The sequence below is a fragment of the Nocardioides donggukensis genome (assembly GCF_014842875.1).
Lineage (GTDB): Bacteria > Actinomycetota > Actinomycetes > Propionibacteriales > Nocardioidaceae > Nocardioides > Nocardioides donggukensis.
Genome location: NZ_JACYXZ010000002.1, coordinates 69,821 through 86,155, shown reverse-complemented (window position 1 = coordinate 86,155; position 16,335 = coordinate 69,821). Strand labels below are relative to the sequence as shown.

Annotated in this window: 11 protein-coding genes; 5 read left to right on the top strand and 6 right to left on the bottom strand. The window is 69.3% G+C overall.

Annotation, left to right across the window (positions count from 1 at the left end):
• Nucleotides 1-125 precede the first annotated feature (125 nt).
• The gene (locus IE331_RS06755; protein ID WP_192141930.1) at nt 126-2,108 is read left to right on the top strand and encodes a thiamine pyrophosphate-dependent enzyme; all 1,983 of its coding nucleotides are present in this window, start codon (nt 126-128) and stop codon (nt 2,106-2,108) included.
• 31 nt (nt 2,109-2,139) lie between these two features.
• Complete coding sequence (locus tag IE331_RS06750; RefSeq protein ID WP_192141924.1) at nt 2,140-2,895, top strand: hypothetical protein; 756 nt, start codon at nt 2,140-2,142, stop codon at nt 2,893-2,895.
• A 42-nt stretch (nt 2,896-2,937) separates the two neighbouring features.
• Here IE331_RS06750 and IE331_RS16945 read toward each other — a convergent pair whose 3' ends face one another.
• Complete coding sequence (locus IE331_RS16945; protein ID WP_192141923.1) at nt 2,938-4,377, bottom strand: HAD-IB family hydrolase; 1,440 nt, start codon at nt 4,375-4,377, stop codon at nt 2,938-2,940.
• Between the two features lie 3 nt (nt 4,378-4,380).
• Nucleotides 4,381-6,183, bottom strand: coding sequence for a 1-acyl-sn-glycerol-3-phosphate acyltransferase (locus tag IE331_RS06740; RefSeq protein ID WP_192141922.1), 1,803 nt, complete (start codon nt 6,181-6,183; stop codon nt 4,381-4,383).
• Nucleotides 6,184-6,321: 138 nt separating this feature from the next.
• Between IE331_RS06740 and IE331_RS06735 the strand changes: the two genes are divergently transcribed.
• From IE331_RS06735 to IE331_RS06725, 3 genes are all read left to right on the top strand, one after another.
• Entirely contained in the window at nt 6,322-7,041 is a 720-nt protein-coding gene (locus IE331_RS06735) for a DUF4386 domain-containing protein (RefSeq protein WP_192141921.1), read from the top strand.
• Nucleotides 7,042-7,172: 131 nt separating this feature from the next.
• Nucleotides 7,173-7,649, top strand: coding sequence for a DinB family protein (locus tag IE331_RS06730; protein WP_192141919.1), 477 nt, complete (start codon nt 7,173-7,175; stop codon nt 7,647-7,649).
• Nucleotides 7,650-7,884: 235 nt separating this feature from the next.
• Nucleotides 7,885-9,111, top strand: a complete 1,227-nt coding sequence (locus IE331_RS06725) for a helix-turn-helix domain-containing protein (RefSeq protein ID WP_201931333.1) — start codon at nt 7,885-7,887, stop codon at nt 9,109-9,111.
• A 231-nt stretch (nt 9,112-9,342) separates the two neighbouring features.
• On the opposite strand, the gene IE331_RS16940 is transcribed toward IE331_RS06725, so the two are convergent.
• From IE331_RS16940 to IE331_RS06705, 4 genes are all read right to left on the bottom strand, one after another.
• The gene (locus IE331_RS16940; protein WP_201931331.1) at nt 9,343-11,892 is read right to left on the bottom strand and encodes an AAA family ATPase; all 2,550 of its coding nucleotides are present in this window, start codon (nt 11,890-11,892) and stop codon (nt 9,343-9,345) included.
• Nucleotides 11,893-13,022: 1,130 nt separating this feature from the next.
• Nucleotides 13,023-14,156, bottom strand: coding sequence for a hypothetical protein (locus IE331_RS06715; protein WP_192141915.1), 1,134 nt, complete (start codon nt 14,154-14,156; stop codon nt 13,023-13,025).
• Between the two features lie 250 nt (nt 14,157-14,406).
• Nucleotides 14,407-15,303, bottom strand: coding sequence for a hypothetical protein (locus IE331_RS06710; RefSeq protein WP_201931318.1), 897 nt, complete (start codon nt 15,301-15,303; stop codon nt 14,407-14,409).
• On the bottom strand, nt 15,209-15,895 hold the full coding sequence (locus tag IE331_RS06705; RefSeq protein ID WP_192141913.1) for a hypothetical protein: 687 nt from the start codon (nt 15,893-15,895) through the stop codon (nt 15,209-15,211). The genes IE331_RS06710 and IE331_RS06705 overlap by 95 nt, the downstream gene beginning before the upstream one ends.
• Nucleotides 15,896-16,335: the final 440 nt, after the last annotated feature.

The window sequence follows — 16,335 nt, the reverse complement described above, 5'->3', positions numbered from 1 at the left end:
GAGGGCGACGTACGGCGCCCGGCGTACGGCGCCCCTCCGGCATTGCCCGGCGCCGCGCGCAGTGCCATGGTGAGGTGAGGAGGAGCTGGCGCGGTGCCCGCGACCAGCCACAGGAGTGGGTCAGGATGAGCGCCACCGATCGACCGTCCGCCGAACCCGTCGCCGTGCCCGAGGGAGCATTCGAGTGGCACCGGGTGCTCGGCGTCGACGAGCTCCCGGAGGGTCGCGTCACCACGGTGAGCGTGGGTCGACGCACCCTGGCGGTGACGCACGCGGCCGGCGCGTTCGGGGTGATGAGCAACCGCTGCCCGCACCAGGGTGGTCCGCTCGGCGAGGGGTCGATCGAGAAGGGGTGGCTGCGGTGCCCCTGGCACGGCTATGACTACAGCCCGTGCAACGGCCAGCCGCCGGAGGGTTTCGACGACGCCCCCGAGGCGTACGCCAGCGAGGTGCGCGACGACGGCGTCTACGTGGCGCTCCCCGCCGAGGTCGCCCCCGGGCGCACCGTGTCGGACGTGATGGTCGAGACCATGGTCAACTGGGGAGTGGACTCCGTGTTCGGGATGGTCGGCCACTCCAACCTCGGGTTCGCCGACGCGATGCACCGCGCCGAGCAACGCGGTGACCTGCGCTACTTCGGGATCCGGCACGAGGGCGCGGCGTCGTTCGCCGCCACGGCGTACGGCAAGCTCACCGGGCGGCTGGCCGCCTGCTTCGGCATCGCGGGGCCCGGCTCCACCAACCTGCTGACCGGCCTCTACGACGCGAAGGTCGACCGCGCACCCGTGCTGGCGCTGTCGGGGCAGGTCCCGTCGAAGACCAAGGGGCGCGGCGCGTTCCAGGACATGGACCTGGCTAACGCGTTCAAGGACGTGGCCCGCTTCGGGGAGGTGGTGCTGGCCTCCGCGGACCACGCCGAGCTGATGACGCTCGCGTGCAAGACCGCGATCGTGGACAAGGACGTCGCGCACCTGATCTTCCCCGACGAGGTGCAGGTCGAGCCCTCCAACCAGCAGGCGTCCGGACCCGATGGTCGGACCGGGCCACGCGAGATCTCCCCACCCCCGGAGGTCGTCGCCGAGGCGGTCGAGCGCATCCGCCGCTCCGAGCGCCCGGTCATCGTGGTCGGCCAGGGCGCGCGCGCCGACATAGACGGCGTCGTCGCCCTCGCCGAGCTCATCGGTGCGCCGGTGATCACGACGTTCAAGGCCAAGGGGGCGATCTCGGACCACCATCCGCTCGGCTGCGGCGTCCTCGGGCGGAGCGGCACCCCGGTCGCGAGCTGGCTGATGAACGAGTCCGATCTCGTGGTCGCCTTCGGCGCCTCGTTCTCGAACCACACCGGGATCGCGCCGTACAAGCCCATCATCCAGATCGACCACGACCCGATGGCCATCGGTCGGCACCACCCCGTCGACCTCGGCCTGCAGGGTGCGGTGGCGACCACCGCCCGCCTCCTGGCCGCGGGCCTCGGCGGCGAGCGGGAGTGCGTCGACCAGCGCGCGGTGATCGCCGACCGGTGGCGGATCTGGCGCGAGGAGAAGGCCAGCCGCCGCACCGACGACCACGGCCGGGGCATGAACGCCGCCTCGGTCTTCGCCGAGCTGTCCGACCAGACCCCGGACGACGCCGTGATCTGCGTCGACGTCGGCAACAACACCTACTCGTTCGGCCGCTACTTCGAGGTGGCCGGCCAGGACGTCCTGATGTCGGGCTACCTGGGCTCGATCGGCTTCGCGCTCCCGGCCGCCATGGGTGCCTGGGCGGCCGTCGGCGACACCCGCAAGGTCGTCTCCGTCTCGGGCGACGGTGGGTTCGGTCAGTACGCGATGGAGCTGACGACCGCGGTCAAGTACGGGATGGGCATCACCCACGTCCTGCTCAACAACCACGAGCTGGGGAAGATCAGCAAGGAGCAGCGGGCCGGCGAGTTCGACGTGTGGGCGACCAGCCTGCACAACCCCGACTTCGCCGCCTTCGCCCAGCTCTGCGGCGCGTACGGCGTCCGGGTCACCGAGCGCGACCAGCTCCACGACGCGATCGCCTCGGCACTGGCCCACGACGGCCCCTCGCTGGTCGAGATCGTCACCGACCCCCTGCTGATGTGAGCCCGCCTCGATCCCGAACGAAGGCCCCGCCATGACCGCTCCGCTCCTCCCCCTCGCGGACTCCTTCCCCGCCACCAGGCTCGCGCTGCACCGGGTCGCGGCGTACGTCGTCAGCCCGGCCCGCCGGCACGCGATGGGCCGGATGGGCCTGCGCGTCGCCCCCGGCGGGCTGGCCACGCCGACCTTCGCGGGGCCGGACGGCATGACGACGGTGGGCGTGGAGGGTGTGGACCTCGTCGTCCACTCCGACTCCGGCCGCCGGCACCAGCCGCTCACGACGTTGGCCGCAGCCGGGTCCTTGGTCGGGGTGGAGCCCGACGTGGCGTGGGCGGCGGGGCTCGACATCCCCGAGCCCGGCCCGCTCGACGCCGACCTGGGTGTCGACGCGGACGACGCCGCGGCGCTCGCGGCGTGGTTCGGGTTCGGATGGGGGATCCTCGAGGCCCTCTCCATGGACGACGCGTCCACGCACGCCAGCGAGCCCCAGCTCTGGCCCGAGCACTTCGATCCCGCCATCGAGATCGGCGACCCGGCCGGCACCAGCCGGGCGAGCTACGGGTTCTCGCCCGGAGACGTGTCGAGGGACGCCGGCCCGGGCCCCGAGCCGTTGCCCTACGTCTACGTCGCCCCGTGGCACCCGGACGACCGGCCCGACGACGCGTACTGGTCGGCCGGGCGGCTCGCCGTCCTCCGCTACGCCGATCTCCTCACCGAGTCGGATCCCGCGGCGGCGGCACGCGCCTTCCTGGTCCGGGGGCGGTCCCTGCTCGCGGGCGGCGAGGGATAGACCCGCTGGCCCGGGCCGGGGCCCGCCACGGGTCTCACCCCGTCACTCCGGTGAGGTGTCCCAGTCGTCGAGGGTGTCGGCGAACAGCCTCTCGACCCGGGCGACCTGCTCGTCGAGGTTGCCGGCGGTCCAGTCGTCGGTGGGCACCGGCGCGAGCACCCGGACCCGCACCGTGCCCGGCGAGAGGATCATCGAGTGGGCCGGCATGATCTCGCCGGCGTTGCGGATGACCACGGGCACCATCGGCACCCCGGCCTGCATCGCCAGGTGGAAGGCCCCCTTCTTGAACGGCAGCAGCCGGGGCGTGGGCGAGCGGGTGCCCTCGGGGGCGATCACCAGGGAGGTGCCCGCCGCCAGGCTCTCGAGGGCCGGCGCGAGGGCCTCGCGGGCGGCGACCTTGTCGGTGCGGTCGACGTAGGCGACGTCGGCGAGCCAGCCCATCGCGGCGAAGGTGGGATCCTTGGCGAGCTCCTTCTTGGCGACCGCGGTGAAGTCGCGGCGCAGGAGCGCGGCGAGGACGACGACGTCGAGCTGGCTCTGGTGGTTGAAGACGAACACCGCCGGGCGCGAGCGCCAGAGGTTCTCCTGACCCTCGACCTCCAGGGAGACGCCGGCGCCGGCGAGGGCGAGCTCGGAGCTGATCGCGGCGGCCACCGTGAGCGCCGTACGTCGGTCGCGGTTGACCAGTCCCATCCCCAGCCCCGCTGCGACTCCCGTGGCCAGGCCGGCGAAGGACGCGGCCGACCGGACCACGTTGGCCGGGGTCAGGCGCGGCTGCCGGTGCAACCGGTGCACGGTCCAGCCGCGCTCCTCCGCGGCCCGGGTGAGGGTGCTGTCGGCGTTGAGGGGCCGGGGTCGGCCCACGGTCTCGAGGTAGAGGACGTCCTCTCCCCCGTTGCCGTAGGCGTAGGACTCGGTGAGGTCGAGTCCGCGCTCCTCGGCGAACGCCAGCACGGCCGAGGCCTTGCCCGGCCCCCAGAGGATCGGCCCGTCCACCCGGCCGGTGACGATGCCGTCGAGCGTCTCCACCTCGGTGACCAGCAGGTGCTCGATGCCGAGGTCCTCAGCGGCGGCCTGTGCCTGGAATCGGGTGGCCGAGGAGGCGAGGGCGACGGTGTGCCCGGCGCGCAGGTGGGCCCGGACGAGCCGGCGGGCGTCGGGGTAGAGCTGGCCCGAGATCCGGGTCCGGAAGAGCTGCTGACCCATCTCCTCCAGGTCGGTCAGGGGTGTGCCGGTCAGCGCGCCGAGGCCGACCCCGACCAGGCGCGTGACGTCGTGCCCGCGCTGCTGCATGTTGAAGACCTCGACCAGCGTGCCGACGAGCTCGCGCGGGCTCACCGCCCTGCTGGCCAGCCGCTCCCGGAAGTAGAGGGCGGCGGAGTAGCCGTGGATCAGCGTGCCGTCGAAGTCGAAGAACGCGCCGACCTCGGGGCCCTGCGGCCCTGAGGCGACGGCAGCGAGGAGGTCGTCGATGTCGTCCACGGGTCAGTCCTTGAGGGCGAGGGAGCGGACCACGGCGATGGCCTCGACGGCCGCGGCCAGCTCGTCGGCGAAGTGCTGGCGCGACCGGCGGAGCTCGTCTCCCCCCGGCCCGAGGAGGTCGCGGTTGCCGGCCAGCTTGAGGGCGCCGCCCATGAGGTCCTTGGAGATCGACTCCGGCGAGTGGAGGTCCTGCTGCAGCCACCGCTGGTGCGCGAACCCGAGGCTCTCGGCGATCAGCCCGTCCCGGTCCAGGGGGGCGGCGGGCTCCCGGGTGACCAGCCGGTCGGCCACCACGGAGTAGGCCTCCAGGAACGGGCCGATCACCCGGTGCGCCAGGAGCAGGTGGGAGCCCGAGAGCCGCCCGGTGATCTGGCTCGTGGTGGCGACCTCCTCGGCCCAGCCCGGACGCATCAGGTCGGTCTCGTAGCGCAGCTGCGCGTCGAACTCGTGCTTGGTCGCGAAGAAGAACTCGTACTTCAGCAGGTCGCGCAGGGCCAGCGCGCGGGTCCAGGTGGCAGCGACGACGTCGGCGTCCGGATCCTCTCCGGCGGCCTGGACGAGCGCCACCTCGAGGATCGCGCGGTCGATGAAGTAGTGCGTCACGGTGTTGCGGTAGAAGGCCGCCTCGTGCTGCCGATCGGGGGCGATCGCGTAGACGGGCTCGAGCCCGCCGGCGTACTCGACCACGACCCCCTCGCGCACCAGCGTCGCCAGTGCCTTACGTAGGCCCTCGGGTCGACCGAGGTCGACATCGGCGGTGAGCGGCAGCTGACGGCGGCGGACGTAGGCGACGAGCGGCTCGAGGACGCCGAGAGTCTCGGCCAGGGTCATCGCCCGGCCGTCGTTGTCGAGCAGCCCGAAGGCCACCAGCGCGGACGGGGTGATCGGGGTGGCGGCGTTGATGCGGTGAGCCACCTCGAAGGCGACCCGCGGCACCACCGCGGTGAGGTCGTCGGTCTCGGCGCGCGAGCCGGCGTCGACCAGGGCGTCGCGCAGCGACAGCGGCGGACCGAAGCGCACGTGGACCCGGCCCCGGCGCCGCCCCTGGGCGCGGGCGAACCGGTACAGCCAGGTCAGGCTCTCGGGCGTCTTGGTCCCGCCGCCCTCCTCGCGCGAGAGGGCCGAGACCTCGTGCTGCTGGTCGTAGACGATGGAGACCGGCACCAGGTAGGCGTCGTCGGCGCGGTCCCCGTTGGCGCGGAAGGCGTCGACGAGGTAGCGCAGCACCCCCATCCGCGGAGGACGGAGCTTGCCGGTGCGGGTGCGTCCGCCCTCGAAGTACCACTCGAGGTTGGCGTGCTGGCGCAGCAGGAACCCCAGGTAGAGCCGCAGCATGGCCGGGTAGACCGGGTCGTCCCGGGTGGACCTGCGGATGAAGATCAGTCCGCTGCGCCTCCCGAGCTCCGAGAGCGGCCACATCGCGAGGTTGATCCCGCCGAGCGTGTAGTTGCTGGGGAAGCCGTGCCCCGCCATGGCCGCCCGCAGCACCAGCGGGTCGAGGTAGGAGCGGTGGTTGGGCAGGAACACCAGCGAGTGCCGCCGACCCAGCTCGGCCAGGTCCGCCAGCGTGGAGGTGTCGACGTCCACCTCGTAGGAGCGCGTCAACCACCGACCCATCCGGTCCCACACCCGCGAGGCCGACTCGTCGACATAGGCGGCCATCTCGGCCAGCGCGGTCCGCGAGTCCTCCCTCAGGTCGGCCTCGTTGCGCCCGGTCCGCTCCACGAGGGCATGCAGTGTCTCGGCGTACTGCGTCGTGCCCATCACCAGCTCGACGGCCCGGCGCTCGTGATCGGCTTCGCTCATCCGGGCAGCCTAGTGGTGCGGCCGCCCGCGGTGGCGGGTTCGGCATCGCGAGCCACCCGTGGGCACTGGTCGACGGTCGCCGCCAGCCCTACGCTGGGAGCAGCGAGCACAGCACCCGTCTCCTCGACAGGAGGGGCCATGACCGACCAGGTGAGGACCGCCCGGGTCGCGGGTGCGTGGTACCTGGGCCTGGCCGTCACGGGAGTCCTCGGCTTCCTGCTGGTCCGCCCCGCGATCTACGTCGACGCAGACGCGGCGGCGACGCTGGCGAATCTCCAGGACCAGGGCGGGCTGGCCCGTCTGGGCGTCGTGCTGGAGATGGGGATCGTCGTCACGCAGGCGCTGGCGGCGATCTGGTTCTACAAGCTGTTCCGTGGGGTCAGCAACGTCGCCGCGGTCTCCATCGCCGCGTTCGGACTGGTCAATGCGGTGGCGATCATGGCCAGCGCCGCCTTCCTGGCCACGGCCGTCGCCGTCGCCGAGGACACCTCGCTGGCACCGGCCGGCGACGCGGCCGCGACCGTGGGCCTGCTGTACGAGCTGAGCAGCAACGCCTGGGGGGTCGGCGCCCTGTTCTTCGGCCTGTGGCTCATCCCGATGGGGTGGGTCGCGATCACCACGGCGCGCTATCCCAGGGCGCTCGGGTGGATCCTGGTCGTCGGTGGCGTCGGGTACATGCTGAGCAGCGTCGTCGACCACGCCTTCGCCGACCGGTCGAGCCTGCTGGTCGAAGGGCTCACCCTTCCGGCGTCGGTCGGTGAGTTCTGGATGATCGGGTATCTCCTCATCCGCGGTATCCGGCCGGAGGCGACCGCGCCCGCCGACCGGCGGCAGGAATCGTCAGCAACCGATCGCTGACGCTGCCCTGGAGCTCGTCGGCGCCTTCAGGCTGATCTCGCCCTCTCAGGACGGCGCCGCGTCCTTCGTCGGGCCGACAGGAGGCGGCGGTGAAGCAGGCATCGGCGCCATCGTCGGGGTTAGGCTCCCGCATGGACATCCTGCTTGCCGACGAGAGGGCCCTGCTCGAGGGCATGGTCGACCGCCAGCGCAACGAGATCGTCGGCCTGCTCGAAGGTCTCTCGGAGGACGAGGCACGGGCCCGGCTGGTGCCCTCGCGGACCACCCCGCTCGGTCTGGTCAAGCACGCCACCTTCGTGGAGCGGGTCTGGTTCCACCACCGCGTGGCCGGCGTGCCGCGCGCCGACCTGGCCCTGCCGGACGACGTCGACGACAGCTTCCTGCTCGGCGACGAAGACACCGTGGAGACGGTCCGAGCGTCGTACGTCGACGCCTGCGCGCGGTCGCGGGCCATCGCTTCGGGGCGCGATCTGAACGAGACCTACAGGTGGCACTCCGGAGACGTGAGCCTACGGTTCGTTCTCACGCACCTCGTCCAGGAGCTCGCCCGGCATGCGGGGCACGGCGACATTCTGGTCGAGCAGCTCGTCGCCCGTCGCCAGGCGTGATCCCTGGGTCCGCAATGGGTAGCTGTCTGAATCGCCTACGACTGGTACACGAACGCCGTGGCGTCGTACGTCCCAACCAGAACCGCCTCTGACCTGCGTTTCCGCAGGTCAGAGGCGATTTTTTGGTCGGGCTGACAGTGTGCTGGTTCAGGACATAGGCGACAGATGTCTCACGACATCGGCGACACCTCTCTCAAGTCATCGGCGACAGCCAAGGGCCGTTCGATGCTCGGCCATGCCGCAGCCCACGTCGAAGGCCCGCCTGGTCATCACCGCCCTGTTCGTCGACCACCAGACCCCGGCCGAGGTCGCCGGCCGCTACGGGATCCACCGCGCCTGGGTCTACAAGCTCAAGGCCCGATACGAGACCGAGGGCGAAGCGGCCCTCGAGCCGCGCTCGCGTCGCCCAAAGACCTCTCCGGGTGCTCTCGCGCCCGAGCTGGTCGACCTCATCGTGCGGATCCGCAAGGAACTGGCAGACGCCGGCCTGGACGCCGGCCCGGACACGATCGCCTGGCACCTGGCCCACCACCACGGACACCGGGTCTCCAGGTCGACCATCAGCCGCCACCTCAGCGCGGCCGGACTGATCACCCCCGAGCCGAAGAAGCGACCCAGATCCTCCTACATCCGGTTCGAAGCCTCCATGCCGAACGAGACCTGGCAGTCCGACTTCACCCACTACCGACTGGCCCGCCCCGACGGCCGCCCCGGGGCGGACGTCGAGATCATCACCTGGCTCGACGACTGCACCCGCTACGCCCTGCACGTGTCCGCGCACGCCCGGGTCACCACCCCGATCGTCCTCAAGACGTTCAGGGAAACCGCAGGTCAGCACGGCATTCCCGCGTCCACACTCACCGACAACGGCATGGTCTACACCGTCAGACTGGCCGGCCACGGCCGGCAGGGCGGCAAGAACTCCTTCGAGGCCGAGCTCAGCCGCCGCCACATCGTCCAGAAGAACTCCCGACCAGCCCACCCCACCACCTGCGGCAAAGCCGAGCGCTTCCAGCAGACGATGAAGAAGTGGCTACGCGCCCAACCCGTACAGCCGAGCAGCACCGCCGAACTCCAAGCACTCCTGGACCTCTTCGCCGACGAGTACGACCACCGACGCCCGCACCGCTCACTACCCCACCGGGCCACCCCGGCGACGCTCTACGACTCGATGCCCAAGGCACTACCGGGACCGACCACCGACCCCAAGACCCACGAGCGGATCCGACACGACCGCGTCGACAAGGCCGGCTCGGTCACACTGCGCCACCACAGCCGACTGCACCACATCGGCATCGGCCGAACCCACGCCGGAACCTGCGTCATCCTGCTCGTCCAGGACCTCCAGATCAGGATCCTCGACTGGAATGGGCAGGACCCTCTCTCGCGAGGCCTAGGTCATCTACTTCGACGATGCCGCGCTAGAGCCCGTCCGCAAGATGGAGTGGATCGCGAAGTCTGATTTGATCCCTGTGCCGGTCGACCCGAACTGGGACGCCGTGACTCGGGTCGTCGTCGGCCGGGGTCCGGTTGCGCTCAACCGGCGGCGCCCCCTCTCGGCGAGCGGTGAATGAGGTTGTTGCGACGTGGATGTGCGGCGGGCCGGGGCCAGCCCGAGAAGAGGGTGGGGCCGCAACCTGGTGGGATACCAAGCCCCCAGCCCGGCGCGCGACCGGCCGGGCCGCGATCGCCTCTAGCTGCCAGCGTTGAGGTAGGTGCTGCGTGCTGTGGTGAGCTCGGCCCAGTGCGCCTCCAGTCCGGCCAGGGTGGGGCTGACGCCCAGGGCCGGTAGGGGTTGGGAGTGTCCGTCGATGTAGCGGCAAGCTTCCTCGAAGACCCGGTTGACAGTCTCAATCGCTTCGGGGAGCGCCTCGGCCTTGATCTTTGACAGGTTGGTCATGCGAACGTTGGGCTGGTAACGCTGTGTGACTCCCTGAAGGAGCTCGGTCTCGGTGAACACCTCGCACCAGGCGCGGATCCAGTCGTAGCCGGTGCGTACGAGTGCTGCCCGCGCGTCGCCGTCTTGGCCGGTTGCGGCTTGGATGGTCTCGTTGATGTTCTTCTTGATGTTGTTCAGGCTGTCCCAGCGCGGTCCGGTGGCACGGGTGACTTTGCCCTTGCCGTCTTCGTCGGTGATCTGGAAGTAGGCGCACCGCTTGCTGCTCTCCATGAGACTGAGCAGCGTGCTGGCGAAGAAGATGTCGTGGGTGAAGACGATGACTTGCGTGGTCTCCGCGAGAAGCGTGACGCGCTGAGCGACCTCGTTGATGCGGCGATGGTCCAGGCTGGAGACCGGGTCGTCGAAGATTACCGGCGCGGTGATCCCGGCCAACCGGGCCTCGGCGAGGAAATCCGCCATCGCGAGCACCTTCTGCTCGCCCTCCGAGAGCACGCTGGAGGGCTTGTGCTTACCGGTTAGGACCTTGCGACGCTGCGCGCGTCCTTGACGGCCCACGAACTCAATGTTCAGGGTCGGAGCACGAAGTACCGCGCATTCCTCGGTGAACAAGGCGTCGAAGCTCTCGTTAATCATCTGGTCGCTCGCCGTCTTGGCGAGCCCAGTCACCGCGCGTAGCAGCCCTGGCATGGGCTTGGCCAGCAGCGTGAGCCGGTCGGCTTGCTTGGCGTCGCTAACCTGAGCGTCGATTAGTGACCATGACCTGCCGAGCTCGGCCGCTGCTTCGAGCTCAACCAGCTCCTTCTTCTTCGCCATCAACGTCTCCGAGCGAGTCTCGGCCTGCGACCGAAGCTCGGCCAACCTCTCGGAGGTGGCGCCCAGAGCACTCCGGAGCGTCTCGGCATCGGATGCGGCGTGCTCGGTGAGTGTGCCGCTGACCTCGGAGGTGTTGCTCAACAGCTCGGTCAGTTGCGTCAAGGTCGACAGGGTCCGGTCGAGCTCGACGTGGAACGCAGGCTTGTCCTCGGAGCCGCCTGCGTCCCCGGACCCGCCGGCACCGGTGTCGGTGTCGGTCGCGCTGGTGATGGTGCTTTCGGAGTACTCGGCGGCGAAGGCGGCCGCGTCGCTTGCCTGGGTGCCGGTTACCGGCGCGGTCAGCGCTTTGAGTCGAGTGGTGGATGCCGTGATGTCGGCGGTGATCTTGTCCTCGAGGTACTCCGAGTACTTGCCGATGAGCTCGCGTGCGGCCTCACTAAGGGGCTGCCGGCAGTACAGGCAGCGGTCTGCGTCGTGGGCGCCCTCGGCCACGAGGTGCGCCTGGTAGCTCTCCCCGGCGACGATGAATGCGCTCCAGGTGTCATCGGGCTCAGCCGGTAGATCGGCTGCTTCGAATAGCGCAGTGCGGAAGGTGCGGTAGTCCTCCTGCAGGGTGCGCAGGGTGTCGCGTTCACGGGTGTAGGCGTCGACGTTGAGATCGGCGATGGTGGTGGCGGCCAGCGATGCCTGGGTCAAGATACTTTCCAAGCGCTGCTGGATCTTGATCTCGGCGCTGATGGTGTCGGCCTCCAGCGCGGCGACCGTTCGTCGCAGGTCGCCGGTGCGGGCATCGACGTCGGGGCTGGTGTCGGCCATGGAGCGTAAGTGCTCGAGATCTGTGGACGCGCCGAGGGTCTCGATGAGCGGGTAGACACTCGCTGCTCGCGGGAATCGGGAGACGAGCCCGGTGGCGGTGGCCCGTAGCTCCGTGACGGCTTGATCGATAGTGGCCTGGACTGACTTGATGCCGGCGATGACGTGGTTGAAAAGGGCCAGCGCGGCCGGCACGTACACGTACTCCAGGTCGTCGTCGACGTGGAAGCTGACGGAGGGGCTGTCGAAGATCGACATGCGCGTGAACGGAGCTACGCCCTGGTTGCCGGTCCAGGTGTAGGTCTTGGCGTCCGACCCGAGGGTGTAGGTGATGAGCGCGGACTGGGGCTTGGGTGTCGCTGCCTCGATGTCACCGAGGATCACGTCGACCGTGCGGCTTGCGGCGAGCGCCTTGAAGATGCGCGAGTACCCGGTCTTGCCGGTGCCGTTCTCACCGAACAGGATCGTCAGGCCGGCGTGCGGCTCGATTACGCCACCCTCGACGAGCGCGTTGACCCCGACCACCTGCGAGATGGAGGTCAGGGCAAGCGGTTCGATCGCCTCGTCCTCGGACTCCGTGATGGCTAGCGGCTCCTCGACTGGGAGCGCGCGCGGATCGAAAGCCTTCTCCTGACGGAAGAGAGCGTAGGCACCCGCTGCCTCGTCCTGGCTCAGCGGCCCCGCCCCGGTGAGCACGTGCCGCACGATGTATCGCACCCACTCATCAGCGGAGTTGCCCCACTCCCCGAGCAGGTCACGCGGGTCGGTCCGCGAAGATGGGTTCGTCGCCACTATCGCCACTTCCTCTTGCATCCGAGCACGAGGTCGGAGGTGACCGTGCGACTCGGCGCCCACCCTAGTTCACGCAAGGCCACCAGCCGGCTCGAATATGCTCGCCGGTTAGCGCCGGGCTAGCGAGGTCCGCGCGCGGCGCTAACCGACTGGACCCCCCCGGCTGTTCGTCGTGCACATACGCAGCAACCGGTACCCGCCAGACGCTTCGAGGCGCCGGGCGTGGTGGTGTCAGCGCCGCTCGACCCTGCCGTGCTGGCCGATCTGCCAGCTGATGTCCGTGCCAACACCGAGGACCCTCCGGCCGCGGCTCTGCGCGTTGTCGACGAGGTGACGGTCGCGGTTTGCGCCGTCTTTGACTTGACCGAGAGGTTGTGCGACGTCGGGATCGACACCATCGACTCGGCGCGACGGCAGGGTGATGCCACGGCCGCGTTCCTATCCGCCCGTCGCTGGCGCTGGCAGCGCGCCTCGCCTTCCGACCGGTCGCGCGCCTGGTCGAGTTGGTCGCACCCGGCCGCGGCGACTAGGGACGGCAATCCGGCTTTCGCCAAGCCGTGCGCAGCAAACTCCAACAGGACGGACACGCCGACCAGAGAGTCCTCAACACCCGCCCCGCGACTCCGTCCCGGTAGCCGAACCGGCTACGGCACTCGCCCAGCCCACGAGGTTCGTTATCCCGCGGCGTCCCGCAAGACCTGTCCGGTGAAACGTCCCGCTTAGTTACCTCATGCGGACCCGAGATCGTTGGGATGCGCCGCTCCCCACGGCGCCGAACGATTAGCAGGAGGGCGCCACATGCGCCGGGATTTGAACCGGAAGCCTCTGGACGTGATCAGGGGCATCGCGGCTACTACGGTCTCGGGCCGGAAGCTACCGATTCGCTCGGTGTGGTGAGAGATTCGCCCTCGCTTCCAGCCCCAGTATACCCGTCTAGTACCGACTCGGACTGGCCCAATCTGGACACTAAATGGTCCCCCGGTCGAATCCGCGAGCGAGTGGAGAACGACCTGCAGCCGACCTGCAGGAACCTGTTCAGGTGGTGCACTTTGAGATCAGCGATGGACCAGCGAGTGCAGGACCTGAGTCTCCGGATCCGCGACCACCGGCCGGGCGTCGAGCCAGTCGATCAACGCAGGGATCTTGCGCGGGAGGAACGTACCCATCGACCGCAGCTCGGTCGAGTCGGCGAGCGCGGCACGCACCGCCTTGTCCGTGAAGACCGCCTCGCAGTACGCGTACGCGACTGAGACGGCGTCGATATCGGAGACGTCGTTAACAGTCCAGGCGTGCTCGCGGTTACGGAAATAGCGGGTCTTGATGCTGACCGCGACTTGGTGGTGCGGCATTGCGGCCTGCAGGGCAGCGAACTGCTCCGGCGTCGGAAGGTCTTCGGCTATCTCGACCCCTCGGTCGGTCAGGATCTCCAAGAACGGGGTCATCCACTCGTGGTAGAACTCTCGACCCGCGATTGCGTCGCGGATTCGTACCATCGGAAAGTCCGGGTGCGCGTCGAGTGTGGGCCAGGTGTCTAGTTCACGATCAAGCCGGCTCTGCATCCCGTGCTCGATCACGTCGGGGTCGTAGCGCGGATCCTTCGTCAAGACGGCTCGCTGGGCGTCGTCCGGGCCGCGAAGCAGATGCCGTTCGAGCTCGAGGTTCATCTGCGCCATCAGCTCGTCGTACTTGTCGTCGCCCAGCAGTGCGCGCACCGCGGCGCTGCGGTCGGCGCCGGAAACGTCGCCGACCTTGAGGGTCCCCGCGATCCCAAACGCCTGTCCCACGGTGGGCCGGATCAGCGGCACCGGGTCACCGGTCGGCTCGCCCAACAGGGCACGGATTCCCGCATCCAGCTCGAGGCGCGCGATCTGAGTTCGACCGAGAAGGTACTTGAAGCCAGACAGTTGCTCGAACACGTCCGTGAGCGCGACGCGGCGCCGGTGATCGGCGATCTTCGCAACCTCCCGGAAGTGGGTGGCGGAGATCGGGAACACCACCCGGTGCTCGTCTGCCGCCCGCTTCGCGGAGTCGTACAGGTCGCGAGAGCCAGCGGGTGCCTTTGTCGGGTCGGAGAGCGACTTGGCCATATTGATGATGTGATTCAGGTCCAAATAGCACATCGGGACCTTGGGCCGAACCACGTTGGCCCACACCAGTTCCTCAGCCATCGGGACGCGCAATTCGCTCACGCGCAGGAGCGTACGTGGAGAGGGCCTTCCTCTGAGGTGCACCGGCTCGCTCAGCCAAGCGGCGCAGAGTCCGAACAGCTGACCGTGGATGGACACGCATCGAAACCGATCAGCCAGCCAGCATCGAAGAGACCCGAGCTCAGGCCGGAGCGAGGCATGGTCGGCCTCCGGCCGAGGTGCGGCATTGCCGGGCTCCACCCCGTGGTGTGGAATGGCCGCTTGATCTACCGGGGTTTGCTTCGATCCCGGGTCAGTCCTCGTCGGTGAGGATCGCCAGGGTCGTCTCGGCGTCGATGCGGGGCTGGCCGGTCAGTACCGTCCAGGAGATGTCGCCGGGTGTGAGCCGGGTGCGCAGGGTCTGGAGCCGGGATCGGTCGGAGCCGGTGAATCCCTCGCGCTCGGCGAACGGGTCGTCGATGCATGCCAGCAGGGCCACGGCGTCGCGCAGGTGCCGGTCTGAGTCACGCGAGTCGGTCTTGTACGCAGCTGCTTTCAAGACGAGCGCGCCGAACGGGCCGGGCACCGAGACCGTGGTGACGGTGCCAGGCTCGATCTCCAGCCGCGCGTTGATGGTGCGCCGCAGCGCCTGGGTGCCACCCTCGATGCGAACCATGTCGCGTCCGGCGAGTCGTTCGGTGACCTTCGGGGCGTGGTGGTCGGAGACCAGGACGTCGACTACCTCCTCCGACTCCTCGTCGGGGCGGTCGGTGACCAGGTCGATCTTGCTTGCGCCGCGGTAAAAGCGGTGCGCGGTGTTGTCGCGCGGATCGACGGCCGAACGCAGGTCGTAGCCGAGGGAGCGCAGCGCCGTCGCGGTCTCGTTCGCAACGCCTCGGGAGGTCTCGATGTGCAAGACGATGTCGACATCGTTTGTCGGGCGCACGATGTCCAGGCCGTGGTGGATGGAGTGCAACTGGGTCATCAGGCCGCCGACCAGAGTCCACCTGTCGGTCGGCAGTACCGCGGCGATCTCGGCAACGTTCGGCCACGGGTCGGGCCAGCCTCCGGGTGCGGTGGCGACGTCGATGGTGGGGCGCTCGACGCCCGCGGGCTTACTGTCGGGCATTCTCGCGGAACAACTCCAGCCGGCGGACCAGGACCTGCTCCCCCACGCCGCGTTCGCGTGGGTCCAGGGATGTGGCGGCATCGACAGCGGCGAGCGTCCTGTTGAGCGCTGCCAGGTACTTGATGAAGTCGATGTCCATGTAGGTGTAGCGCAGCGTGATGGACCCGGTGCTGTCCTCGCCCAGTTTGTAGCGGCGCACGAGGTCAGCGATCCGGTCTGCATGGATGTAGCCGTCGACGATGGCGTCGTCCTCGACGAGCCCCAGCCGCTGGCGGCCAGGGATGACAAGCTCGTTGCGGACGCGCTCGATGACCGAACGGTGGCCGGACCAGGTGGTGACGGTCGCGCGGTCTCGCAGCCGGATGGTCAGTTCGGTGGGGTCGGTGATCTCGCGCAGCGTGGCGCGGAGCCGGTACGTCTGGACATCGCCAAGGCCCAACGGGGCCGCGCCCGAGAGCATCGCGATGGCTCCCCAAGCGGTGTGCTCTGCCCACGTCCGGGTCCGGCCGGAGCCGCGTTCAGCGCGGTAGCGCTCCACTGATGTGCGGTCGAAGATGCCGCGGGCGATGCGAGTGATGGACCCCGCCTCGGCGAGGATGCGGACCTGACGCGCCTCGACGCCCAAGAGGTCGGACACCTCTTGGGTCGTCAGGAAGTCGCCCCTGATCGCCATAACAGAATACTGCCTTTTCCGGTGGTTATCTGTAAAGCAGTTGTGCGTTGAAGCCGCGGCGCTGCTCGCAAAGTGCCAGGTCAGAGCGTCAGTAGCGCGGTCGGACGAAGGCGACGCGGACCTCGTAGCGGCCGCTGACGGTCTCCTCGGCAATCGCCATAGGCGCCGCGGCGGGTCAGGAGGTGTCGGTCGTCGGTGTCTTGCGGCGCGACCAGCTGCTGGGCACGGGCAGGTTACCGTTGATGACGAGGGTGACGACGACGCTGGCAGACTGCGGGTCGGTCATCCCGTGCTGCTTGGGGCCGAGGACGAACAGGTAGTTCTCGGGGGGTGCCGATGGGAAGCACTTTCCGGCTCATGTCGAGGACAACGAGGATGGAGAGCCGGACACCGTCGGCAGCGGCGTACTGGGTGGGCTGGCCGATGTACTTGGTGGCGGA